General features: G+C 65.4%; 25 protein-coding genes and 1 pseudogene. 9 read left to right on the plus strand and 17 right to left on the minus strand.

All coding sequences use genetic code 11. The features are described from left to right. Positions 1–3: 3 nt before the first annotated feature. From VGN62_RS02695 to VGN62_RS02705, 3 genes are all read right to left on the minus strand, one after another. Positions 4–1,818, minus strand: coding sequence for a M2 family metallopeptidase (locus VGN62_RS02695; RefSeq protein ID WP_327450911.1), 1,815 nt, complete (start codon positions 1,816–1,818; stop codon positions 4–6). A 73-nt stretch (positions 1,819–1,891) separates the two neighbouring features. After that, positions 1,892–2,644 (minus strand): alpha/beta fold hydrolase, encoded by a 753-nt coding sequence (locus VGN62_RS02700; protein WP_414713239.1) that lies wholly within the window; start codon positions 2,642–2,644, stop codon positions 1,892–1,894. A gap of 43 nt (positions 2,645–2,687) precedes the next feature. After that, positions 2,688–3,335 carry a 2-hydroxychromene-2-carboxylate isomerase gene (locus tag VGN62_RS02705; RefSeq protein WP_327450915.1) on the minus strand — a complete coding sequence of 216 codons (648 nt, stop codon included), beginning with the start codon at positions 3,333–3,335 and terminating at the stop codon, positions 2,688–2,690. Positions 3,336–3,461: 126 nt separating this feature from the next. Between VGN62_RS02705 and VGN62_RS02710 the strand changes: the two genes are divergently transcribed. From VGN62_RS02710 to VGN62_RS02720, 3 genes are read left to right on the plus strand one after another with little or no spacing between them, the layout of a single operon-like run. Further along, on the plus strand, positions 3,462–3,908 hold the full coding sequence (locus VGN62_RS02710; protein WP_327450917.1) for a MarR family transcriptional regulator: 447 nt from the start codon (positions 3,462–3,464) through the stop codon (positions 3,906–3,908). Next, positions 3,908–5,002, plus strand: coding sequence for an HlyD family secretion protein (locus VGN62_RS02715; RefSeq protein WP_327450919.1), 1,095 nt, complete (start codon positions 3,908–3,910; stop codon positions 5,000–5,002). The genes VGN62_RS02710 and VGN62_RS02715 overlap by 1 nt, the downstream gene beginning before the upstream one ends. 5 nt (positions 5,003–5,007) lie before the next feature. After that, positions 5,008–6,600 (plus strand): MDR family MFS transporter, encoded by a 1,593-nt coding sequence (locus VGN62_RS02720; RefSeq protein WP_327450921.1) that lies wholly within the window; start codon positions 5,008–5,010, stop codon positions 6,598–6,600. A gap of 13 nt (positions 6,601–6,613) precedes the next feature. Here the strand turns inward: VGN62_RS02720 and VGN62_RS02725 are convergent, their stop codons facing one another. The 10 genes from VGN62_RS02725 to VGN62_RS02770 form a co-directional block, all read right to left on the minus strand. After that, entirely contained in the window at positions 6,614–6,781 is a 168-nt protein-coding gene (locus tag VGN62_RS02725; protein WP_327450923.1) for a hypothetical protein, read from the minus strand. Between the two features lie 11 nt (positions 6,782–6,792). Continuing rightward, positions 6,793–7,398, minus strand: a complete 606-nt coding sequence (locus VGN62_RS02730; protein ID WP_327450925.1) for a hypothetical protein — start codon at positions 7,396–7,398, stop codon at positions 6,793–6,795. A 2-nt stretch (positions 7,399–7,400) separates the two neighbouring features. Next, positions 7,401–8,018: a DUF2238 domain-containing protein gene (locus VGN62_RS02735; RefSeq protein ID WP_327450926.1), complete on the minus strand. Its 618-nt coding sequence runs from the start codon at positions 8,016–8,018 to the stop codon at positions 7,401–7,403. Continuing rightward, positions 8,015–8,794, minus strand: a complete 780-nt coding sequence (locus tag VGN62_RS02740) for a dimethylarginine dimethylaminohydrolase family protein (RefSeq protein WP_327450928.1) — start codon at positions 8,792–8,794, stop codon at positions 8,015–8,017. The genes VGN62_RS02735 and VGN62_RS02740 overlap by 4 nt, the downstream gene beginning before the upstream one ends. A gap of 60 nt (positions 8,795–8,854) precedes the next feature. Further along, complete coding sequence (locus VGN62_RS02745; RefSeq protein ID WP_327450930.1) at positions 8,855–9,880, minus strand: aspartate-semialdehyde dehydrogenase; 1,026 nt, start codon at positions 9,878–9,880, stop codon at positions 8,855–8,857. 47 nt (positions 9,881–9,927) lie between these two features. Next, positions 9,928–10,539, minus strand: a complete 612-nt coding sequence (locus tag VGN62_RS02750) for a DUF1287 domain-containing protein (protein WP_327450932.1) — start codon at positions 10,537–10,539, stop codon at positions 9,928–9,930. Positions 10,540–10,637: 98 nt separating this feature from the next. Then, positions 10,638–11,015, minus strand: coding sequence for a 50S ribosomal protein L19 (rplS, locus tag VGN62_RS02755; protein WP_062185076.1), 378 nt, complete (start codon positions 11,013–11,015; stop codon positions 10,638–10,640). 5 nt (positions 11,016–11,020) lie between these two features. After that, on the minus strand, positions 11,021–11,758 hold the full coding sequence (trmD, locus tag VGN62_RS02760; RefSeq protein ID WP_327450938.1) for a tRNA (guanosine(37)-N1)-methyltransferase TrmD: 738 nt from the start codon (positions 11,756–11,758) through the stop codon (positions 11,021–11,023). Positions 11,759–11,776: 18 nt separating this feature from the next. Continuing rightward, on the minus strand, positions 11,777–12,088 hold the full coding sequence (locus tag VGN62_RS02765) for a hypothetical protein (RefSeq protein ID WP_327450940.1): 312 nt from the start codon (positions 12,086–12,088) through the stop codon (positions 11,777–11,779). Between the two features lie 36 nt (positions 12,089–12,124). Continuing rightward, positions 12,125–13,048, minus strand: coding sequence for a LysR substrate-binding domain-containing protein (locus VGN62_RS02770; RefSeq protein ID WP_327450942.1), 924 nt, complete (start codon positions 13,046–13,048; stop codon positions 12,125–12,127). A 101-nt stretch (positions 13,049–13,149) separates the two neighbouring features. Between VGN62_RS02770 and VGN62_RS02775 the strand changes: the two genes are divergently transcribed. Then, complete coding sequence (locus VGN62_RS02775) at positions 13,150–13,302, plus strand: hypothetical protein (protein WP_327450943.1); 153 nt, start codon at positions 13,150–13,152, stop codon at positions 13,300–13,302. A gap of 73 nt (positions 13,303–13,375) precedes the next feature. On the opposite strand, the gene VGN62_RS02780 is transcribed toward VGN62_RS02775, so the two are convergent. The 4 genes and pseudogenes from VGN62_RS02780 to ffh all read right to left on the minus strand — a co-directional run bounded on the left by VGN62_RS02780 (position 13,376) and on the right by ffh (position 17,598). After that, on the minus strand, positions 13,376–14,824 hold the full coding sequence (locus tag VGN62_RS02780) for a serine hydrolase domain-containing protein (RefSeq protein ID WP_327450945.1): 1,449 nt from the start codon (positions 14,822–14,824) through the stop codon (positions 13,376–13,378). A gap of 175 nt (positions 14,825–14,999) precedes the next feature. Continuing rightward, complete coding sequence (gene rimM / locus VGN62_RS02785; RefSeq protein WP_327450947.1) at positions 15,000–15,494, minus strand: ribosome maturation factor RimM; 495 nt, start codon at positions 15,492–15,494, stop codon at positions 15,000–15,002. Between the two features lie 147 nt (positions 15,495–15,641). Further along, positions 15,642–16,118, minus strand: a pseudogene (gene rpsP, locus VGN62_RS02790) (30S ribosomal protein S16); the annotation flags it as partial. A gap of 40 nt (positions 16,119–16,158) precedes the next feature. Continuing rightward, positions 16,159–17,598 (minus strand): signal recognition particle protein, encoded by a 1,440-nt coding sequence (ffh, locus tag VGN62_RS02795; protein WP_327450949.1) that lies wholly within the window; start codon positions 17,596–17,598, stop codon positions 16,159–16,161. A gap of 277 nt (positions 17,599–17,875) precedes the next feature. Between ffh and VGN62_RS02800 the strand changes: the two genes are divergently transcribed. Genes VGN62_RS02800 through VGN62_RS02820 form a run of 5 tightly spaced genes read left to right on the plus strand, consistent with a single transcriptional unit; the run spans position 17,876 to position 23,194 of the window. Beyond that, positions 17,876–19,507: a putative bifunctional diguanylate cyclase/phosphodiesterase gene (locus tag VGN62_RS02800; protein WP_327450951.1), complete on the plus strand. Its 1,632-nt coding sequence runs from the start codon at positions 17,876–17,878 to the stop codon at positions 19,505–19,507. 51 nt (positions 19,508–19,558) lie between these two features. Further along, positions 19,559–20,365, plus strand: a complete 807-nt coding sequence (dapF, locus tag VGN62_RS02805) for a diaminopimelate epimerase (protein ID WP_327450953.1) — start codon at positions 19,559–19,561, stop codon at positions 20,363–20,365. Next, positions 20,362–21,603, plus strand: a complete 1,242-nt coding sequence (locus VGN62_RS02810; protein ID WP_327450955.1) for a MiaB/RimO family radical SAM methylthiotransferase — start codon at positions 20,362–20,364, stop codon at positions 21,601–21,603. Before dapF ends, VGN62_RS02810 begins: the two co-directional genes overlap by 4 nt. Next, positions 21,600–22,526 (plus strand): signal recognition particle-docking protein FtsY, encoded by a 927-nt coding sequence (gene ftsY, locus VGN62_RS02815; RefSeq protein WP_327450957.1) that lies wholly within the window; start codon positions 21,600–21,602, stop codon positions 22,524–22,526. Before VGN62_RS02810 ends, ftsY begins: the two co-directional genes overlap by 4 nt. Next, positions 22,523–23,194 carry an inner membrane-spanning protein YciB gene (locus VGN62_RS02820; protein WP_327450959.1) on the plus strand — a complete coding sequence of 224 codons (672 nt, stop codon included), beginning with the start codon at positions 22,523–22,525 and terminating at the stop codon, positions 23,192–23,194. The genes ftsY and VGN62_RS02820 overlap by 4 nt, the downstream gene beginning before the upstream one ends. Positions 23,195–23,225 lie beyond the last annotated feature (31 nt).

Consider the following 23,225-nt stretch of genomic DNA (forward strand, 5'->3'; position numbering starts at 1 on the left):
GTTTCACCACCCCTGCGGCTTGCCCTTGTTCTGCTGGTCGAGCCAAGTCTTCAGCGGCGCGAAATAGTCGGCCATCGCCTTGCCCGACATCTCGCGGCTGCCGGTGAAGGCCTGCAGCGCATCGGGCCACGGCTTCGACGCCCCCATTTCGAGCATCGCGTTCAGCTTCGCACCGACCTGCTTGTTGCCATAGAAGGAACAGCGGTGGAGCGGCCCTTTCCAGCCCGCCTGCTTGCACGCCGCCTGATAGAATTGGAACTGCAGCACGCGCGCGAGGAAATAGCGTGTGTAGGGCGTGTTACCCGGGATGTGGAACTTCGCGCCCGCATCGAACGCGTTCGCCGGCCGTTCGCCCGGCGGGACGATACCCTGATATTGCGTGCGCAGTTCGGTCCATTTCTTGTTGTAGTCGGCGGGCTGGATCGAGCCGTCGAAGACGCCCCAGCGCCAGCGGTCGACGAGCAGGCCGAAGGGCAGGAAGGCGACCTTGTCCATCGCCTGCCGCAGCAGCAGGCCGATATCCTTGTCGGCGCTCGGCACCTTCGCCTTGTCGAGCAGGCCGATGTCGACGAGATATTGCGGCGTGATCGACAGCGCGACGAAATCGCCGATCGCCTCGTGGAAGCCGTCGTTCGCACCGTTGAGGTAGAGGAACGGCTGCTTGTTATAGGCGCGCTGGTAATAGTTATGGCCGAGTTCGTGGTGGATCGTGATGAAGTCGTCGGCGTTCACCTTGATACACATCTTGATGCGGATATCGTCCTTGTTGTCGACATCCCATGCCGAAGCGTGGCAGACGACCTCGCGGTCGGCGGGCTTCAGGAACTGGCTGCGCTTCCAGAAGGTTTCGGGCAGCGGCGCCATGCCGAGCGACGAGTAGAAATTCTCGCCCGCCTTGACCATGTCGAGCGGGCCCTTGCCCTTTTCGGTCAGGAGGTCGCCGATGTCATAGCCAAGGTCGCCGGTCCCCGCGGGGGCGACGAGCGGATAGATATTGCCCCATTCCTGCGCCCACATATTGCCGAGCAGGTCGGCGCGGATCGGGCCGGTCTTCGGCTGCACCGCATCGCCATATTTCTCGTTGAGCTTCCAGCGCACATAGGTGTGGAGCGCGACATAGAGCGGCTTCATGTCCTGCCAGATCTTTTCGGTGACCTTCGCGAACTCCTCGGGGGGCATGTCGTAACCCGAACGCCACATCGCGCCGGTGTCGGCAAAGCCCAGTTCCTTCGCGCCGGCGTTCGCGATGCCGACCATCTTGGCATAATCGTCCTTCATCGGCGCGCCGACCTTGTCGTGCCAGCTCGTCCACATTTCGGCGAACTGCGCCGGCGTGTGCTTGAGGTCGCCCATCGCAGCCTCGATGTCCGAGCCCGAGATTTCCTTGCCGTCCAGCGTACCGCGGCCCTTGCCGTACTGCGACTGCAGGTCGGTCGCGATCGTGTTGAGTTCGGTCGCCGCGCCCGGCGTCGTCGGTGCGGGCAGCACGATGCCGGTGCGCAGTATATCGAGCTTGCGCTTCGTATCGGCGCTGAGGCCCGCGACATTCATATATTTGGCGGCTTCGAGGGCATATTTGACCGACTTTTCGGTACCAACCGCGTTGATCCGCGACGCCATCGCATCGGTATCTTCGGTCAGATAGGTGCTGTTGACCCAGTTCACCTGGCTCGCCTCGACCGTATAGTCGAACAGATCCTTTTCGACCGACGCGATGAAGGCGTCGGCATCGGCGGCGGTGGGGGCCGCTTGCGCAAGGGCAGGGGTCGCCACCGCGAGCGACAGGGCAAGCGACAGCGTCGAAATCATGGCTTTCATGGGGTGCGTCCTCTGGAATATTTGCCGCGCTCTGCGGCGCATGGCGACAGCTAGGCGCTTCGCGCGAGTCCGGTCAAGCAGTCAGGAAAGCCGCGATCGCCTCGCCCAGTTCGGGCTGGGTGACGCTCGACATATGCGTCCCCGGAATCGTCGCCAGCTGTGCGTCGGCAAGTGCCGCGACAAGTTCGGGCGCCGAGCCATTGTCCTGGTCGTCGGCACCGCACACGACGAGCGTCGGCATCGTGATCGCCGCGAGTGCGTCGGGCGAGGTATCGGTGAAGCTGTCGAGCAAATGCCCTGCGGCGATGCGGTCGACCTGCATCGTCTTCATGAACTGGATCGACAGCCATGTGTCGTCGCCGCGCTTGGCAGTCTCATATTCGGCGATGACGCGCTTGAAGAAGCGCCCGCGTCGCTGCCAGCCGGCGAGCCCCGCGAGCCCCATGCCGCCGAGGATCAGTCGCCTGGGCTTCATCCCCGCGACCACCGCGCGCACGCTCGTCCGCGCGCCGAGCGAAAAGCCGCCGAGGTCGAAATCGGTCAGGCCAAGGTGCGCGACGAGATCCTCGAGGTCGTGTACCAGCACGTCGGGCGGATAAAATTCCTCGTCGTGCGGCGCCTCGCTCGACCCGTGGACGCGCAGGTCGGGCATGATCACGCGATAACCTTCGGCGGCGACGCGCGCCGCGGTGCCGAATTTGATCCAGTTGACCTCGCCGCTCGAAAACAGGCCGTGAAGCAAAAGCAGCGGACGCCCTTCACCGGTTTCACGCCACGCCAGCCGCACGCCATCGCGCGCCTCGAAAAATTGGGGTTCGATCATCATAGGTCGGCTATGCGCTCCGGGAACCCGATTTCGCAAGCACCGATCAGCGCGGACGCAGCCCCTTCTGCTCCATCCGCCACTTCGCCATTTCGATGCGGTCCTGTCCGAAGAAGGGCTCGCCATCGAACACCAAAGTCGGCACCCCCCAATGGCCTGCGATCTCGAGCGCGACCTGGTTGGCGGCGATTTCATTGTCGAGCAACTCGGCGTCGCTCACCGCTTCGGCATCGAGTTCGGCAAGGTCAAGACCCGCGCGCCTTGCCGCATCCGCCAGATGGTCGCCGAGGTGCCAGTCCTGCGCGCCGCCCCAAATGAGCTGCCCGACCTCGTGGGCAAAACCGAGGCCTTTGCCGCGCCGCGACGCCGCCTGCCCCAGCCGCGTCAGGCGATAAATATAGGGCTGCTCGGCCGCGATCGCGCGCGTCGCGATATCCTGCACGATCGGATCGGGGCGCGGGGGGCCAAAAGGGATGCCGTGGAACTGCGCGACGCGGATCATGTCACGCACCGTATAGCTCAGCCAGTTGGGGTGATTGCGTTCGAAGAAATCGGGCTGGCGGATCGCCAGCGGATAAACGGGACGCAGGTTGATCGTCACATCGTGGCTGGCGGCAAGCGCGCGATAACGGCCGATAGCGAGGTAGCTGTACGGCGAACGGAAGGACCAGAAAAGGTCGGCGGTCAAAGTCATTCCCACATCCTGCCCAAAAACATGCCCCACGCAAGCAGTGTAAAGAAAATTTACACCATATTCGAGACGGTTGGCAATCCCACACTGGCATTGAATATAGTAGCAATTGCTATTATATCCTAGTCCATGAGCGAAACGATCGGATTCCTGCTGAACGATACCGCGCGCCTGTTCCGGCGTTCGTTCAACGCGCGCACGAAGGGCAGCGGCATCACCGCGCTGCAATGGCGCCTCATCACCTATCTGAAGAGGCACGAAGGCATTCGTCAGGGGCCGCTCGCCGAGCTGATCGAGGTCGAACCGATCACGCTGTCGCGCATGGTCGACCGGCTGGTCGAGGCCGAGCTGGTCGAGCGCCGCGCCGACCCCGCCGACCGCCGCGCCTGGCAGCTCTACCTGACCCCGCGCGCCGGCGACCTGCTCGGCGGGATGCGCGACATGGCCGACGCGCTGACCGCCGAGGCGACCGAAGGACTGACCGCCGCCGAGCGCGACCAGCTTGTCGAGCTCGTCGAGCGTGTCCGCGCCAACCTCTCCCGCCGCATATGCCAAAAAGAAAAAGAGACCGCCTGATGGACCAGCTCTCCCCCTCCCGCCCGAAGGCCGAAGAAGCCGTGGCGCCCAAGGCGGCGCCGAAGCCCGATCCCTTGCCCTCGCCGACGGCCGAGGCAGCGCCGAAAGCAAGTTGGCGCACGCGCCTGCTGATGTTCGGCCTGCCCGCGCTGCTGATCGCGGGCGGCGCTGGCTGGTGGCTGACCAGCGGTGGATCGGTGTCGACCGACAACGCCTATGTCCAGATGGACAAGGTGTCGGTCGCCGCCGAAGTCGGCGGCCGCATCACCGAGGTCGCGGTGCGCGATGGGCAGCAGGTCGCGGCAGGACAATTGCTGTTCCGGATCGACGGCGAACCCTATGCACTGAACGTCGCGCAGGCAACAGCCGCGATCGACGCGGCCGAGGTCGAGGTCGGCAATCTGTCGGCGAGCGCGAACACGTCGAGCGTCGACATCGCCGCGGCGCGCGAGGACGTCAAATTCGCGCAGGTGACCTTCGACCGGCAGGCGGCGTTGATGGAAAGAGGCTTCACGACCAAGGCCGCTTATGACGCGGCGCGCCACGCGCTCCAACAGGCGCGCGAGAGCGTCCGCCAGGCCGAAGCCGCCGCCGCCGAGGCGCGCACGAAACTGGCGGCGGGCCCGTCGAGCGGGGTCAACCCGCAGGTCGAGGCGGCGCGCGTCCAGCGCTCGCAGGCACAGGTGAATCTCGGCCGCACGACGGTTCGCGCGCCCAGCGCCGGCCGCGTTGCGCAATCCGACCGCTTGCAGATCGGCCAGATGATGGTCGCGGGGCTTCCCGCGGTCACCCTCGTCGATACTGCGCATCCGTGGGTCGAGGCCAATTTCAAGGAAACCGACCTCGCTAACATGCGCGTCGGCCAGCGCGCCGAGATCCGCTTCGACGCCTATCCGGAGGTGAAAGTGCGCGGCCATGTGCTGACGATCGGCGCGGGCACGGGCAGCGAATTTTCGGTGCTGCCCGCACAGAATGCGACCGGCAACTGGGTCAAGGTGACGCAGCGCGTACCCGTCCGCATCGCCTTCGACGAAAAACCCGCGCGCGACATGATCGCGGGGCTGTCGGCCGACGTGCGGGTGTTTACGAAGTAAGCCCCGTGGCGAGCAACGCCCTCCCCCGGCGGCCCGCCGCCGCTGCGGCGTCGGCCGACGACGCGATCCCGCTGCACGAGCGCGTCCGCCATCGCGGCCTTTTGACCGTCGCGGTCATGGGCGCGTCGATCATGCAGATCCTCGACACGACGATCGCCAATGTCGCCATCCCGCACATGCAGTCGGCGCTCGGCGCGACGAGCGAGACGGTGACCTGGGTGCTCACAAGCTATATCCTCGCCTCGGCGATCGCGATGCCGATCACCGGCTGGCTTGCCGACCGCATCGGGCGCCGCGAACTGTTCCTCGCCGCGGTCGCGGGTTTCATCATCGCGTCGATGGCGTGCGGCGCGGCGCAGTCGCTCGAACAGATGGTCGCCTTCCGTTTCCTGCAAGGGATCAGCGCCGCCTTTATCGGCCCGCTGTCGCAGTCGGTGATGCTCGACATCAATCCGCCCGAACGCCATGCGCGCGCCATGTCGATCTGGGGCATGGGGATCATGATCGGCCCGATCCTTGGCCCCGTGCTCGGCGGCTGGCTGACCGAAAGCGTCAACTGGCGCTGGGTCTTCTACGTCAACCTGCCCGTCGGCCTGCTCACCCTCGCGATGATGTGGGCGCTGCTGCCTGCAACACGAAAGCGCGACCGGCGCTTCGACCTTTTCGGTTTCTCGATGCTCGCTTTGGGCCTCGCCGCGCTCCAGTTGATGCTCGACCGCGGCGCGCACGAGGACTGGTTCAACAGCGTGGAAATCTGGATCGAATGCGGCGTCGCCATCGCGTGCCTGTGGATGTTCTTCGTCCATCTGTTCACTGCGCGCGGCGACACGCTGTTCAACCGCAAGATGCTCGCCGACCGCAACCTCGTCACCGCGATGGGATTCATGGTCGTGATCGGCGTCGTGATGTTCGCGTCGATGGCACTCCTGCCCCCGATGCTCCAGAATCTGTTCGGCTGGCCGGTGATCGACACGGGCTGGGTGCTCGCGGTGCGCGGGGTCGGCATTTTGATGAGCATGTGGGTCGCAGGGCAATTGCTCGGCAAGATCGACGCCCGCTGGCTGGTCGGCACCGGGCTGCTCACCGCCGCCTACTCGCTGTGGCAAATGAGCCACTGGTCGCTCGCGATGGGAATGCAGCCGGTGATCGTCAGCGGGCTGGTGCAGGGGATCGGCATGGGCCTCATCTTCATCCCGCTCAACACGATGGCGTTCGCAACGATTGCGCCGCAGCACCGCACCGACGGGTCGAGCCTGCTCAACCTCCTTCGCAGCCTTGGCGCGTCGGTCGGCATCTCGGTCGTCACCACCCTGCTCGGCTCGAACATCCAGACGAGCCACGCGGACCTTGCTGCGCATGTCACGAACAGTTCGGTCAGCCTGCTCGACCCGTCGACCGCCGACCGCTTCGGCATCGCGGGCGACGCGGCGCTGGCGATGGTCAATGCCGAGATCAACCGGCAGGCGGCGATGGTCGCCTATATCGACGATTTCTGGTTGATGATGTGGGTGACTTTGCTGTCGGTGCCGCTGGTGGTGCTGCTCCGTCCGCCGAAGCCGGGCGGGCCGAAGGCGTCAGCGGCGGATATGGGGCATTGACCCGGCAGCCGGCTCAATGTTGCGGACCGTCCATCAGCCGCAACATCACCCAGATGAGGAAGAAGGCTGCAGCGAGGCCCCAAAGCGACATGGTCCAAGCCCTGCCACGGATATCCCTGCCTGTTTGCACGGCAACATAGGCCAGAATCGGCAGGAACAGGATCGCAGCGAGGCCGCTCATTTTTGGCGAACCTAGCGGAAGAAGCAGTTGGTGCCCGAGAACAGCGCGTCGATCTTCGCCGCGTCGCCCGGCGCGGCGAACATGCCGCCGATGACATTGTCGCCGGTGCCGATGCTGAACTCTTCGCCGAGCGTGCTGTCCTCGAGGTCGACGATCGACACCGACTCCTCCGCCTTGGCGCGCGTCGTGCCGATGCCGATCCCGCTCATCGTCGAATAGGTCGCGGCGCCGGGTTCGTTGCCAAGGAACCAGCCGGCGAACTTACCATCCTGGAAGTTGAGCGTCATCGCGTCATAGCGGGTGAATTCCATCGGACCCGCGCCGCATTCCTCGTTGGTGCTGCGGTCGTCCTCCTTACCCGCGACATTCGCGAGCGCAGTTTCGGCCTGCGCGCGCGGAACGCCGAAGGCGAGCAGGCTGGTCTTGCCGGTGGTCTTGTCGACGAAGCGCAGCCCTTCGCCATCGAGACTGACCGCCGTGGTCGCTGCGTTCGGCCCGTCGGCCTTCGCCTCGGGCACCGGCGGCGCAACCGGGTCGGCGTCAACAGGCGCCTTGTCGGCGGCGGGTTTGCACGCGGCGAGCAGCGCTACCATCGCGAGGGTCGTGAACTTGCGCATGCCTATCTCCTGTCGCGGCGCGGGATTGCCAGCACCAGTATCGCACCCAGGGTCGCAAGCGCCATATCCTTTTGCGCATCCCAGATGTCGCCTTGCTGCCCATTATAGCGGTCGGCGGTTTCGCCCGCCGCAACGATGGTGAGCAGCCATTCGAAGATTTCGTAGAGGCAGGATATGGCCAAGACCCAACCGAGCACGGTCAACGCCGCGCCGCGCGGGCCGAGCCGGCCCCACCGCCGCGCGATTTCGACGACGGGGATCACCGACAGCGCGCCGAAGGCAAAATGGACGAGGCGGTCATAATGGTTGCGCGTCCAGCCGAAGGCGTCCGAGAGGGTCGATCCGGTCAGCGCGCGCGCCCAGTCGTCATAGGGGACATTGCTGTACGCGTAGCGCCCGCCAAGCGTGTGCAGCGCCATGAAGGCGACGATGCACGCAACCGACGCGGTCGACAGCGGCCAGCGGCGGAGCAGCCATGGCGCAGCGACGATCAGCAGCATCGTCGGGATGTGCTGGAGCAGCGCGACTTCGGGATAGGGCTGATCAATCTGTGCGACGAGCAACAGCACAAGGAGCACGCCGATCAGGCGGCGCTGCGCGGGCGGGGTGGCGGCGCTCACCAGCGCAGCGACATGCAGCTGAGCCCCGCGTCGATATGCGCGATCTGGTCGGTCGGCAGCGGACGGATCGCGACGCCGCGCGCGCCGAGCAAAGCGTGCGTTGCGGGCCAGCGGTCGCCGACGAGGACCGTATCGCGGATGCGCAGGATATTCGCCGCTGGTTCTTCACCGGGCGGGGTCGTGACGACCTCCAGCCCAGCGAACTGCGGACAATCAGCCAGCGCGGGGACGGCGAAGATCGTGCGGTCGTCAATCAGCCCGCATCCGGTCTTGAAATGGAGCACGCCCGGCGGCGTTTCGGCGATCTCGGCGCGGTAACCGAGTTGGCCGAGCAAGCGCGCGAGTTCCTCGGCGCCGGTGCGGTCGGTGCGCGCCGAGAGGCCAACGATCACACGATCGGCAAGGCGCAGCACGTCGCCGCCGTCGGCGTAGCCCGGCCCGGTCATTTCGAGGAGGCGGGCGTGTCGGGCAGCGAGAGGCTCGCGGATATGCGCGACCTCGCCCGCACGGCTTGGCGCGCCGGGGCGAAGCAGGATCGCGCCCTTGGGAAAGGTCAGCGCGACATCTTCGGTGAACAGCGCGTCGGGGAAATCGTCGAGCGGTTCGAGGACTTCGACTGCGAGGCCAAGGTCGCGCAGCGTCGCGACATAGGCCTCATGCTCGGCGAGCAGGCCGTAGAAATCGGGATCGGGTCCGTCGTCGGCGCGGATGCCCTTGACCGCCGAACGGGCGGGAGCGCGGCAGAGGGCATGGGTGAAGGCATAGGGGCTCGTCATGCCCCCATCCCTACCCGTTCGCATCCCGAAGTCGAGATGCGAACGGAGAGAGGTTCGGGCTCAGCCCTTCTTGAGGTGGCGGCGGCCGAGCAGTTCGGCGATCTGCACCGCGTTCAGCGCCGCGCCCTTGCGAAGGTTGTCGCTGACGCACCAGAGGTTGAGGCCGTTTTCGACCGTCGGGTCTTCGCGAACGCGCGACACGAAGGTCGCGAAATCGCCGACGCATTCGACGGGGGTGATGTAGCCGCCGTCCTCGCGCTTGTCGTGGAGCACTACGCCCGGCGCCTCGCGCAGGATGCGCTGTGCGTCCTCGGCCGACAGCTCATCCTCCATCTCGATGTTGATCGCTTCCGAATGGCCGACGAAGACGGGGACGCGGACGCAGGTCGCGGTGACCTTGATCTTCGGATCGAGGATCTTCTTGGTCTCGACGACCATCTTCCACTCTTCCTTCGTCGAGCCGTCGTCGAGGAATTTGTCGATGTGCGGGATGACGTTGAAGGCGATCTGCTTGGTAAACTTCTGCACGTCCTTTTCGTCGCCGACGAAGATCTGGCGTGTCTGGTTCCACAGCTCGTCCATGCCCGCCTTGCCCGCGCCCGACACGGACTGATAGGTCGAGACGACGACGCGCTTGATCTTGGCGGCGTCGTGGAGCGGCTTCAGCGCGACGACCATCTGCGCGGTCGAGCAGTTGGGATTCGCGATGATATTCTTCTTCGTATAGCCGTCGATCGCGTCGGGGTTCACCTCGGGCACGATTAGCGGCACGTCGGGGTCCATGCGATAGAGCGACGAGTTGTCGATCACGACGCAGCCCGCCGCGGCCGCCTTGGGCGCGTGGATCGCGGTCGCGTCGCTGCCGATCGCGAAAATCGCCATGTCCCAGCCGACCCAATCAAAATTCTCGATATTCTGGCACTTCACGGTTTTACCGGTATCGCCGATTTCGATCTCGTCGCCCTGGCTGCGCGACGATGCGACAGCGGCCAGTTCGTCGTAGGGAAATTCGCGCTCGGCGAGAATGGCGAGCACTTCGCGCCCGACATTGCCCGTGGCTCCGGCGACTACGATACGATAACCCATTTACTCACTCCTCAAGGCAAGAACTCGGTTGAAAACGTAACTAAAACTCAGACTTTCCAGCGAAAATGACCGGTCAGCTTATGCTTGAACAAGGCATCTTCCTCGCGCGTGCCGCCGCCAATATTGTGGAGGACGAGCGGCACGCCGGTCGTATCCTTGCGGTCGGAAACGATGCCGGTGTGTGGCAGGCGCCCGCCGACCATCTGGGTGAAGATGTCACCCGGCCGCCAGTCGGCAGGATTGTCGGTGACGGGCAAGGACGCACCCTGCCGCCGCCAATAGGTCGCGAGGTTGGGCACGCGGCGATGGTCGATATTTCGGTCGGGGCGACCAAGGCCCCAATTCTTCGGGTAGGCCCCGAAATTGGCCTTCATATCGGCGTTTACAAGGGCCTGAAGGTCTTGGCCCAACGCATCGCGAAAGGCGCGGATCACGACGTCGGTGCAGACGCCCTTCGCCCGGTCGACGTCGCCGTTCGGGAAACGAAGCACCGTGTAAGCGGGGTCATAGGTCAGCGTGACGCCGACCTGCCGCCGCGCCGCCGCGACGATGCGCTGCGCATTGGTGAGCGCCATCGCCTCGCCCGACACGCCAAAGGCAAGCACCGCGCCGATGAAGGCGCGCCGTGTCGGCTGGAACGGGAATACGGACGCTTGCATCAAATTCGCTTTGCCCAAAAGAAAACGACCGGCTCTGCCTGTTGGCGGAACCGGTCGTTTTTGAAAGCTGTTTCGGCTTTGTAGAGGAGAAGCTCTCCTTAGCCTTCGCCGGCTTCCGACCGGTATTCGCGGCGCTCCGCAATACGTGCCGATTTACCAGTGCGACCACGCAGATAGTAAAGCTTCGCACGACGGACAGCGCCCTTGCGGACGACGGTAATCGAATCGATGTTGGGCGAATAGAGCGGGAACACGCGCTCGACACCTTCGCCGAACGACATTTTGCGCACGGTGAAGTTGGAGCCCATGCCCTTGTTCGAGCGCGCGATGCACACGCCTTCGAAATTCTGGACGCGGGTGCGTTCGCCTTCGACCACCTTCACGCCGACTTTCAGCGTGTCGCCGGGACGGAAGGTCGGAATCGTCTTTGCAGCCTTGGCAATTTCTTCGGCTTCGATCGTCTGGATGAGGTTCATGTCCTCTAGTCCTTTTCTTTTCGCCGCGCGCCAGAGGCAGGTCGGGCCCGAGCATCGATATGACGCTCCCAAAGGTCCGGCCTGCGTAACCGTGTATGATCTTCCGCCTGTTGTTTCCGCCAGGCTGCGATCTTCGCATGATCCCCCGATCGCAGCACTTCGGGGATCGTGCGCCCTTCCCATTCAACGGGTCGGGTATAGTGCGGATATTCGAGCAAACCGTTTTCGAACGATTCGTCGTCTCCGCTAGAAGCCGCGCCCATTACGCCGGGAAGCAGCCGAATGCAAGCGTCGAGCAGCAACAGCGCCCCCATCTCGCCGCCCGACAATATGATGTCGCCCATCGACACTTGCTCGATCGGCCGCGCGTCGAAGATGCGTTCGTCGAATCCCTCGAACCGGCCGCACAGGATGATCGCACCCGGACCCGCCGCAAGCTGCCGCACGCGTGCCTGCGTTATCGGGGCGCCACGCGGCGTCATCGCGAGGATTGGCAGGCCGGGATGCGCGGCCACCGCATGGTCGATCGCGGCGCCGAGCACATCGGCCTTGAGCACCATGCCCGCGCCGCCGCCCGCGGGCGTGTCGTCAACGGTGCGGTGCCTGTCGGTCGCGAAGTCGCGGATCTGCACCGGCGTGCAGTTCCACGTCCCGCTTTCGAGCGCGCGCCCCGCCATGCTGTGCCCCAGCGGGCCGGGGAACATGTCGGGATAGAGGGTCAGGGGAACGGCGGTGAAGGTCATGGTCGCCCCCATAGCGACTTAAGGTACGGGTGGCGATCCGTCATCCGGCCCGATCCGGCGGTCCCACATCGTCAAGGCATAGGCGAAAGATCCGACCGCCAGCCCAACAATGGCGGCGGCACCAATAGCGACGACCAGCATCGCAACGCCCCATCCCGACCCATGCCAATCGAGGCCAAGCAACAGAACGACGCCCACTAACGGCGGGCCGATTACGACAGCCGCCACGAGTGCTATGCGCCCAAACCAAGCCCAGTGACGCATATACGCCCAAAGAACCAGCAGCGCGACGACCACGGCATATATCGCTGGAATCGCATAAACGGTCATTTGGCACCTGGAAAATCATTCCACACAGGATTGCATTCAAACCGGCGGCTCCCATAGCGCGTCGGGGAGCAGGTTGCGATCCTTGCCGATCTCGGCGCGCAGCCATCCGCGAAAACGCTCTATCTTGCGCACGCCAACGCGGTTGTCGCGATGGACGAGCCACATACCCGACGATTTCGACACATAGAGCGTGTCGAAGGGCTGGACCATGCGCCCGCTCGCAAGCTCGCCCTGCCAATAAAGAGGGGTCATCATGGCGACGCCAAAACCCGCCTGCACCGCGTTCGCCTCCTGCAACTGACTGTCGAGTTCGATCCCGCGCCGCGACGGAACGGGCGGCGTTGCAACGCCGGCGAGAGCAAACCAGTCGGCCCACCAGCTGTCGTTCGGCGCGAGCCGCTGGACGCGCAGCAGGTCGGCGGGCTCGCGGATGTCATGCTCCTCTATGAAGGCGGGCGACGCGATCGGCGCAAGATACTGCCGCATCAGGAAATCGGCGCGCAGCCCCGGCCACACGCCCTTGCCAATGCGGATTGCAACGTCGACGTTCGATGCGTCGAAATCGACCAGATCGTTGCTCATCGCCATCCGCACCGCAAGTTCGGGATATTGAAGCTGGAAGCTGCCGATGCGCGCGCTGAGCCAAGCGCCACCGAAGCTTGTCGCGGCATTTATCGTCAGCACGTCGGCCTCGTCGCTGCCGAGTGCGGCAAAGGCGTCGCCCATCGTCGCAAAGGCGTTGCTGATCGCAGGCAGCAACCGCTGCCCCGTTTCGGAAAGCCGCACGCGCCCCTTTTCACGCACGAAGAGCGCGCGGCCGAGCCGGTCTTCCAATTGGCGGATTTGATAACTCACCGCCGCCTGCGTCAGTCCCAGCTCCTCGGCGGCGCGCGAGAAATTCTGCAAGCGCCCGGCCGCTTCGAAGGTGCGGATGGCAGCGAGAGGCGGCAGTTTGGGCATACGACCTTATAAGTCCTGCTTATGATATGGTCTACGCCTTTTGTTGGCGGCGCCGCGCCCGACAGGGCATTACCGCTGCATCAAGCGAAAGGAGATGAACGATGAAAGACGAGCAGTTCATGCGCGCCTGGAATGACGGTCATGATCATTTCAGCGCCGATATCACCCGCGGCTTCAAACGGATCGCGGGCGCCGTCCGGCGCCTCGGCGAATGGTCCGCCCGCGAGATGCACGCTCGCAGCCGGGCGCGCTAGCTTACCTCATCCCCGAAAGATCGGGGTGAAACGCGGTGGGGCTGTCCCTTGCAAAGGCCTCACCGCGTCCGCATCAGGGCTGCTCCGGCGGCACGACGCGAAGACGCAGCGCCTGGAGCGTTGCGGGCGTCGTCGGCGCAAGTAGCAATTGCCCGTCGAGCTTCCCCCGCTCGCAATTGAGCCGGAACGCGGTCGACATCGCGCCCAGCGGCGCGAGCGGTTCGGCGGCCGGGCATTCGCCCACCTCTGCCTTGAGCTTCGCAAATTCGGCCTTCCAGTTTTCGGCCGAGCGATCGAGCAGGAAATTCATCGCAAGCCGGCCCTGAAGCGGACCGAGATGCCCTGCCGCATAAGCCGCCCTTGCAGCTTCGAACGTCGCTGAAACCGCCGGCGACACCGGTACGGCGCGCGCTTCGAGCAGCCCCGCCTTGTCCATCGCGACCGCCGTATCCCACGCCGGCGCCGACGGGCCGGCATAGGTGCGGTTCGACAGCGCGAATACCCCGACGCCGTAATCGGGCATCAGCATCACATGGCTGCCATAGCCCGGATAGCCGCCGCCATGCGCGAGCGTCAGCCCAAGCTCGCAGTCCTGCGCGACGCGCCAGCCCATGCCATAGGCGCTCGACAGCTTGCACGCGGCCGCACCGCTCGCGCCGGTGCGATTGACGACCGAAGTGAAATTCAGGCCCTGCGCCATTTCGCGCACCGTCGCACGCCTGACCGGCCCGGTTTCGGGATCATCGCGCGCGGGCCACGCCGAGAGCAGAAAGGCGACCCATTTCGCATAGTCGTTCGCGCTGACCTGCAAGCCCCCCATCGCGTTGAACGCGCCGTCGGCCATCTCGGGCTCGGGCGACCAGCGCTCATTCTCCCAGCGATAGCCGAGCGCGTAGCGCGCCTTCGGCGCTTTCGGTGCGTCGAAACCGCTGCTCGTCATACCGAGCGGGGTCAGGATCGTCTGCTGGACATAGGTGGTGTATGGCATGCCCGAGGCATTGGCGACGATCCGGCCGAGCAGCGCATAGCCGAAGTTCGAATATTCATGTTGGCTCTGCGGCACACGGCTGAACGGGACGCCCGCGGCGATCATCTTCGTGAACGCGTCCTGCGGCAGCACCTGCTGCCGGTCGCCCCACGGATCATCGGTGACGAAACCGCCGACATGCTGGAGCAGGTCGCGGACCCGGATGCGCGGGCTGTCTTTCGTCGGATAGGTCCAGCCCTTCATTTCAGGCACATATTGCTCGGCCAAATCGTCAAGGCGGAGCTTGCCGTCGTCGCGCAGCTTCAGGATCGACAGCGCGGTGAAGGCCTTGGTCATGGAAGCGATGCGGAACAGGCTGTCGGGGGTGACAGGACGCTTGTCTGCGATATTCTGGACACCAAGGCCCTTCACATAGGCCAGCTTGCCGTCCTTGACGACGCCATAGACCACTCCGGGGACATGCTGATCGGTCTGGAATCGGGCGAAGAGCGCGTCGATTTCGGGGGTGAGCTGATCGAGGGTTTGGGGCGCCACTTCCTGTGCCGTGACAGGGGACGCAACGGTTAGTGCTGTCGCGAGGAGAAGACCAAATCTTGCGTGCATCAAAACCTCCGTTCGTGCTGAAGCACAGTTCTTCCTTCGCAACATAGAAAGGAAGAGCGGCCCTTCGACAAGCTCAGGGCGAACGGATTATCGGTTCAGCGCCTCATTATTCGACGAACGCCGCGTCGATCGTCACGCCGTCGTCGTTCCACGCTGGCACCGCCTGCGCGGTCATCGGCACCATGAAGCGCTTGCCGCCGGGCTTCTCGATTTCGAGGATGTCGCCCGCGCCGAAATTCTCGACCGCAGCGACATGGCCGATGGCGGCGCCGTCGGTCGACACGCACGGCAGGCCGAGCAGGTCATGGTGATAATATTCGCCCTCGCCCAAGGGCGGCAGCGCCGAACGCGGGACGGTCAGCACCGTGCCGCGCAGCGCCTCGGCGGCGCTGCGATCATTGACCTCGGCAAAAGTCGCGACCGCGCCCTGATTGGCAGGGCGCAACGATTTGAGGGTCAGCTTGCGGTCGCCCGCGTCAAAAACGGAAAAGGCGCGGAGAGCCTCCGCGCCTTCGCCGAACAGTTTGAGACGCACCTCGCCCCGCACCCCGTGCGCGCCGGCGATGGCGGCGAGGGTGACGGGGCGATCGGCGCGGGCCAAGGCTTAGCCTTCGGCCTTTTCTTCGCCGGCTTCGGCAGCGGGCGCTTCTTCGACAACCGGGCCGCCTTCGGCGACTTCTTCGGCGATCGCGGTCGCGTCTTCGGCGGTCGCGTCGGCCGGAACTTCGTCGGCGACGGCTTCGGCAACCGCTTCGGCGGTTTCTTCGCTCTTCACCGAACCGGTCGCATCCGATTCAGCGGCTTCGGGAGCAGCAGCCTCTTCAGCGGCGGGCGCTTCGGGTTCCGGGGCCGGAGCGGCGGCAGCAGCGGCTGCGGCTTCTTCGGCGTCAGCCAGCTTCTGCGCCTTTTCTTCGGCGCGTTCCTTGGCCTTTTCGCCGGGGACACCCTTGTTCGGGTTGTTGCGGGCAGCGCGCTCGAGGACGCCAGCGGCGTCAAGGAAGCGGGCGACGCGGTCGGTCGGCTGCGCGCCAACCGAAACCCAGTGCTTCGCACGGTCGGCGTCGAGCTTGATGCGCTCGGGATTATCCTTGGCGAGCAGCGGGTTGTAGCTGCCGATACGCTCGATGAAGCGGCCGTCGCGCGGGCTGCGCGAGTCGGCGACGACGATCTTGTAGTAGGGACGCTTTTTCGAACCGCCGCGTGCGAGGCGAATGGAGGTTGCCATGATCTTTTCCTTCAGAGTTTAACGTTTAAAGTCGGGTCGATTATTTCTTTTTATTCATCAAATTGGCGAGTTCGGGCGGGATCGCGCCGCCGCCGCCGAGGCCGGGGAGGCCTCCGCCGCCGCCCATTCCGGGAATGCCGCCGCCCTTGCCGAACAGCGCGCCGAGGCCCTTCAATCCGCCCATCTTGCGGATCTTTTTCATCGCGCTGGACATTTCCTGGTGCATCTTCAGCACCTTGTTGACCTGCTGCACCGTCGTACCCGACCCGTTGGCGATGCGGATCTTGCGCTTCGCGGTCAGGATTTCGGGCTTCGCGCGCTCCTTGGGGGTCATCGATCCCATGATCGCGTCGAAATGGACGAGCATCTTGTCGTCGGCGCCGCCCGCAGCCATCTGCGCCTGCGCCTTCTTGATCCCCGGAATCATGCCGGCGAGCGCGCCGAGGCCGCCCATGCGGCGCATCTGGTTCAATTGGGTGCGAAGGTCGTTGAGGTCGAACTGGCCCTTGGCCATCTTCGCCGCCATCGCCTCGGCCTCTTCGGCCTGGATCGTTTCGGCGGCGCGCTCGACGAGGCTGACGACGTCGCCCATGCCGAGGATCCGGCCCGCGATGCGCGACGGCTGGAAGAGCTCGAGTCCGTCGAGCTTTTCGCCTGTACCGGCGAACTTGATCGGCTTGCCGGTGACGGCGCGCATCGACAGCGCGGCACCGCCGCGCGCGTCGCCGTCCATGCGGGTGAGCACGACGCCGGTGAGCGGCACCTGATCGGTGAAGCGCTGTGCAACCTGCACCGCGTCCTGACCCGTCAGGCTGTCGACGACGAGCAGGGTTTCGGCCGGGTTCGCCGTGCGCGACACCGCCTGCATCTCGTCCATCAGCTGCTGGTCGACGTGAAGGCGGCCCGCCGTGTCGAGCATCAGGACGTCATAGCCCTGCAGCTTCGCGGCCTGCATGGCGCGCTGCGCGATCTCGACCGGCTGCTGCCCGGCGACGATCGGCAGGGTCGCGACGTCGATCTGCTGGCCGAGCACGGCAAGCTGTTCCTGCGCGGCGGGGCGATTGACGTCGAGCGACGCCATCAGCACCTTCTTGCGCTCCTTGTCCTTCAGCCGCTTCGCGATCTTCGCGGTCGTCGTCGTCTTACCCGAGCCCTGAAGGCCGACCATCATGATCACGGCGGGCGGCGTGACGGCGAGTTCGAGCTCGGCGGTTTCCGAACCGAGCATCTCGGTCAGCGCGTCGCTGACGATCTTGACGACCTGCTGCCCCGGAGTGACCGAGCGCAGGACATTCTGCCCGATCGCGAGTTCGGTGACCTGATCGACGAAGCTGCGCACGACGGGCAGTGCCACGTCGGCCTCGAGCAGGGCGATTCGCACTTCGCGCATCGCCGCGCGCACGTCGGCCTCGGTCAGCGCGCCGCGGCCGCGGAGCTTCCCGAAAACATCGCCAAGCCGATTGCTCAGACTGTCGAACATGCGCCTCAAATCCTTCGTTTCGAGGCCCGCAACGCAAAAGACGCCGGTGAGCGAAACCTCGCCAACCAGCGACTATCCGTGGACAGACTTTCCGTCGCGGACATCGATATGCCCGTGCGCAAGATGCGCGCGGACGTGGCGGCCTTTATGCAAAAGCACCGTCAAAAGCAAGCGCGCGCGAGAGCAGGCCGACGCTTCGTAACGCCGGGACCGGCACACTTAACCCAAATTTCACCGCTTCGACGCCATAAAGCACGCATTGGTGGGGAAAATTCATATGACATCGACGCCGAAGCAATTCGACCGCAGCGAGGGCGCCAAACGCGACATCATAGCCGGGGGCATCGTCGTCGCCGCAATCCTGCTGTTCGTCGGCACGGGCAGCAATGTGATGCAGGCGGCGGTGCGCGCACTGATCGGCCTTGGCGGCGGCCCCGACCGGGCGCTCGCCGCAGCGCTTGTGCTCAACGTCGCGCTGATCCTCTTTGGCTGGCGCCGCTACGAAGACCTGAACCGCGAAATCCGCGAGCGCACCGAGGCCGAACAGCGCGCCCGCTACCTCGCCGACACCGACCCGCTGACCGGGTTCCTCAACCGCCGCGCGCTGCTCGCGACGGGGCAGCAACTAATCGCGGGCGCCATCGCCGAAAAGCGCCAGGTGGCGCTCTTCCTGCTCGACCTCGACCATTTCAAGACGGTCAATGACATTCACGGCCACGCCGCGGGCGACCGCGTGCTCCAGGTCGCGGCCGAGCGCATCTCGGCGGTCCTGCCGCCCAATGCGACCAAAGCGCGGCTCGGCGGCGACGAATTTGTCGCGATGCTCGTTTTCGAACCCGCCGCGCGCGCCGATATCGACGCGCTGGCGGCCGAACTCGTCATGGCGCTCGACAATAATGTGGCGCACGACGCGCAGCAGATCCGCATCGGCGCATCGCTGGGCATCTCGCTGGCCGACGACGCGAGCATGACGATGGAAACGATGGTCCGCCAGGCCGACATCGCGATGTATCACGGCAAGGACGAGGGGCGAAACCGCCACATCTGGTTCGAACCCGGGATGGAAATGGCGGTGCAGGTCCGCAACCAGATCGAAACCGGGATCCGCGAGGGTATGCCGCGCGGCGAGTTCGTGCCGCACTTCGAACCGCAGGTCGACATCGCGAGCGGCCGCCTGATCGGTTTCGAGATGCTAATGCGCTGGGAATCGCCCGAATATGGGATGATCCCGCCCGAACGCTTCATCCCGGTCGCCGAAGAAAGCGGCCTGATCGGCGAATTGTCGTTGCTCGTCATCCGCGACGCGATGGAAATGGCGAAACGCTGGGACCCCTCGATCCTGCTCGCGGTCAATATCTCGCCGCAGCAGCTCAAGGACCCATGGTTCAGCCAGAAGCTGACCAAGCTGCTCGTCGAGGTCGGTTTCCCGGCCAGCCAGCTCGAAGTCGAGATTACCGAAAGCTCACTGTTCGAGAATCTGCCGCTCGTGCGCTCGATCGTCACCAGCCTCAAAAATCAGGGCGTCTCGCTCAGCCTCGATGATTTCGGCACCGGTTACAGCTCGCTGTCGCACCTGCGCGCGCTGCCGTTCGACCGCATCAAGATCGACCGCAGCTTTGTTGCCGCGATGCGCGGCAGCCCCGATGCGCAGGCGATCGTCGTCGCGATCGTCCGGCTCGGCGAAAGCCTCGCGATGCCGATCACCGCCGAAGGCGTCGAGGACGAAGCGACCGCGATCGAACTGACGCGGCTCGGCTGCGCCAAGGGCCAGGGCTGGTATTTCGGCCGCGCGGCCTCCGCCGCCGATACCGAACGCCTGCTCGCCGACCGCGGTCTGCTGCGTGCCCCGGCGGTGCCACCCGCCGGTCCCGATACGAGCGAACAGGAACCCCTGCGCAAGACGGCGTAATCCCGCCGCATCGCTAGACTTCGCGCCCGCGCGCCCTTACATGCGCGGACTATGGCAGATCGCTTCACCAAGATGCACGGCCTCGGCAACGACTTTGTTGTGATCGACGCGCGCGAGCATAGCGTCGAGATGACGCCGGCGCGCGCGCATGCGATCGCCGACCGCCGCCACGGCATCGGGTGCGACCAGCTGATCCTGCTCGAACCGTCGGCGAGCGCCGACGTGAAGATGCGTATCTTCAACGCCGACGGCGGCGAGGTCGAGGCATGCGGCAATGCGACGCGCTGCGTCGCGACGCTGATCGGCAAGCCCGCGGTGATCGAGACCCTGGGCGGGATGCTGCGCGTCACCCCAGCCGACGGCGGTGCCGAGGTGACGCTGGGTGAACCCGTGTTCGACTGGGAGCATATCCCGCTCGCGATGCCGATGGACACGCGCGACATGCCCGTTGCGTGGGACGAGCTGGAACATGGCGCGGCGGTGAATGTCGGCAATCCGCATATCATCTTCTTCGTGCCCGAGGCCGATGCCGTCGCGCTCGCCGAACTGGGGCCGCGGATCGAGACCGACCCGCTGTTCCCCGAGCGCGTCAACGTCAATGTCGCAAGCCTCGACGGCGAGAACCAGCTCCAGCTGCGCGTCTGGGAACGCGGCGTCGGCCTGACGCAGGCATGCGGCACCGGCGCGTGCGCGACTGCCGTCGCCGCGATCCGTGCCGGACTGGTCCAGTCGCCGGTCACGGTGTCGCTGCCCGGCGGCGACCTGATCATCCGCTGGGCGCCGGGCGAGCCGATTGTGATGAGCGGCGCCGCAACGCGCGTGTATGAGGGCGAGACCGACTGGGCGCAGTTCGGATGAGCATGTCCCTCGCCGACCGGCAAGAGGTCGTCAATTTCGGTTGCCGGCTGAACATCGCCGAGGGCGAAGGGGTTCGTGCCGCCGCGCGCGCGGCGGGCCTGCGCGATACGATCATCTTCAACAGCTGCGCGGTAACCGACGAGGCGGTTCGGCAGGCACGGCAGGCCGTGCGCCGCGCCTTGCGCGAGCGGCCGGGCACCGACGTCGTGGTAACGGGATGCGCGGCGGAGCTGGAGCGCGATGCCTTCGCTGCAATGGGTGCACGAGTCATATCCAATGATGCGAAGGGACACGCCGAAAGCTACGACGCCTTGTCCGCGGTGTCGGCCCGTTCGACAGCCTATGCCCCCGCCCTCTCCGGCGCCGATCATGCGCGCGCCTTCCTTGGCGTCCAGACCGGTTGCTCGCATAGCTGCACCTTTTGCGCGACGGTGCTGGCACGCGGGACGGCGCGATCGGCAGACGTCGATGCGGTGGTCGCGTCCGCACAAACCGCGCTCGGCCGCGGGCAGCGTGAGATCATCCTGACCGGCGTCGACCTTGCGAGCTACGGCGACGACAGCGGCACCAGCCTTGCTACGCTGGTCGAAGCGTTGCTCGCGCTGCCGGTCGAGCGCCTGCGCCTTTCGTCGCTCGACCCCGACCGGATCGACGACGCGCTCTTCGCCCTGCTGACGCAGGAAAAGCGCGTCATGCCGCACGTCCATTTGTCGCTGCAGGCGGGCGACGACATGGTGCTGACGCGGATGAAGCGCCGCCATCGCCGTACCGACGCCGTGCGCCTGATCGAACGCCTCAAGTCCGCGCGCGAAGAGATCGCGATCGGCGCCGACCTGATCGCGGGTTTCCCGACCGAGGACGACGCGATGTTCGCGAACTCGCTGGCGCTGATCGACGATTGCGACATCGTATTCGGGCATATCTTTCCCTATAGCCCCCGCGCCGGCACCCCCGCCGCACGGATGCCGCAGGTCGGCCGCGCCATTGCCCGCGAACGCGCGGCGGTGTTGCGCGAAGCCAATGCGCGGCGTCGGCAGGACTGGCTCGACAAGCAGGTCGGCCGCACCGCATCGATGCTCGTCGAGCGCGACGGTATGACCGGCCATACCGAAAATTTCGCCGCCGTGGCGCTCACCGCACCCGCGGCGCCCGGCACCATCATCCCCGTGCGCCTGACGGCGCGCGACGGCGACCGAATGGTCGCCACCCCCACGCAAGCAAAGGATATCGCCGCATGACCGGCAAAAGCTGGAGCGAAAGGCTGCTCGGCGGATTCCGCCGCACGTCCGAACGGCTCGGCGAAAATCTCGCGGGGCTGACCGGCAAGGCGCGGCTCGACGAGGAGGATCTCGACCGGATCGAGGAGGCGCTGATCACCGCCGACCTTGGCCCCGCGATGGCCGATCGTATCCGCGGCCGCCTCGCCGAACGGCGCGATATCGCCGCGAACGGCACCGAGGAACTGCGCAAGGTCGTCGCCGAGGAAATCGCCGCGGTGCTGCGCCCCGTCGCCGAACCGCTCGACATCGACGCCTTCCCGCGCCCGCAGGTCATCCTCGTGATTGGGGTCAACGGATCGGGCAAGACCACCACCATCGCCAAGCTTGCGCACCTGTTTCAGGAACAGGATTATGGCGTGATGCTCGTCGCCGGCGACACCTTCCGCGCCGCCGCGATCGGGCAATTGAAGGTCTGGGCCGAACGGCTCGGCGTGCCGATCATGGCGGGGCCCGAAGGCGGCGACAGCGCGGGCATCGTGTTCGACGCGGTGAAGCAGGCGACCGCGACGGGGATCGATGTGTTGATCGTCGACACCGCCGGACGCCTCCAGAACAAGCGCGAGTTGATGGACGAGCTCGCCAAGATCAAGCGCGTGCTCGGCCGCCTCAATCCCGCGGCGCCGCATGATGTCGTGCTCGTGCTCGACGCGACGACGGGGCAGAATGCGCTGTCTCAGATCGACGTGTTCCGCGAAGTCGCGGGCGTGACCGGGCTCGTCATGACCAAGCTCGATGGAACCGCACGCGGCGGCGTGCTGGTGTCCGCCGCCGAGCGCCACGGGCTTCCCATCCACGCGATCGGCATCGGCGAAACCATCGACGACCTTCGCCCGTTCGATGCCGACGAGATCGCGGGCATTATTGCAGGAAACATCCGATGAGCGACGTGCTTCCCACTGGCCCCGAAGCGGTCCCCGCACCGCCGCCGGCGAAGCATGGCTGGCTGAATTTCGTGATCGATTTCGGGCCTTTGCTCGTCTTCTTCCTTGCCTATAAATTCTCGTCGGGCGGTGAAGGCGCCTTCGCCGCGACCACGGCGGCGATCAAGGGCACCGTCGCCTTCATGGTCGCGATCGTCATCGCGATGGTCGTGTCGAAATGGAAGCTCGGCAAGATTTCGCCGATGCTGTGGATGTCGAGCATCCTCGTCCTCGGCTTCGGCGCGCTGACGATCTGGTTCCACGACGAGCGCTTCATCGTGATGAAGCCGACGATCATCTACGGAGCCTTCGCGGCGCTGCTGCTCGGCGGATACTGGTTCAGGAAGCCGATGCTCAAATATCTGCTGCAATCGGCGCTCGAGGGGCTCACCGACCGCGGCTGGCTGCTCCTGTCGCGCAACTGGGGGCTGTTCTTCGCCGCGCTCGGCATCGCCAATCATGTGATGTACGAGATGATCCAGGCAAAGCAGATGAGCTTCGACCTGTGGCTGACGATCAAGGTGTGGGGAGTCACCGCCCTCTCCTTCCTCTTCACCTTCAGCCAGGTTCCGGTGATGCTGAAGAACGGGCTCGCCGTCCCCGAAGAGGCGGCTGCCGACAAAAGTTGATGCATTTCCCCGCCGCGCTGGCATAGCTGCG

Source organism: Sphingopyxis sp., assembly GCF_035998905.1.
Classification (GTDB): Bacteria; Pseudomonadota; Alphaproteobacteria; order Sphingomonadales; family Sphingomonadaceae; genus Sphingopyxis.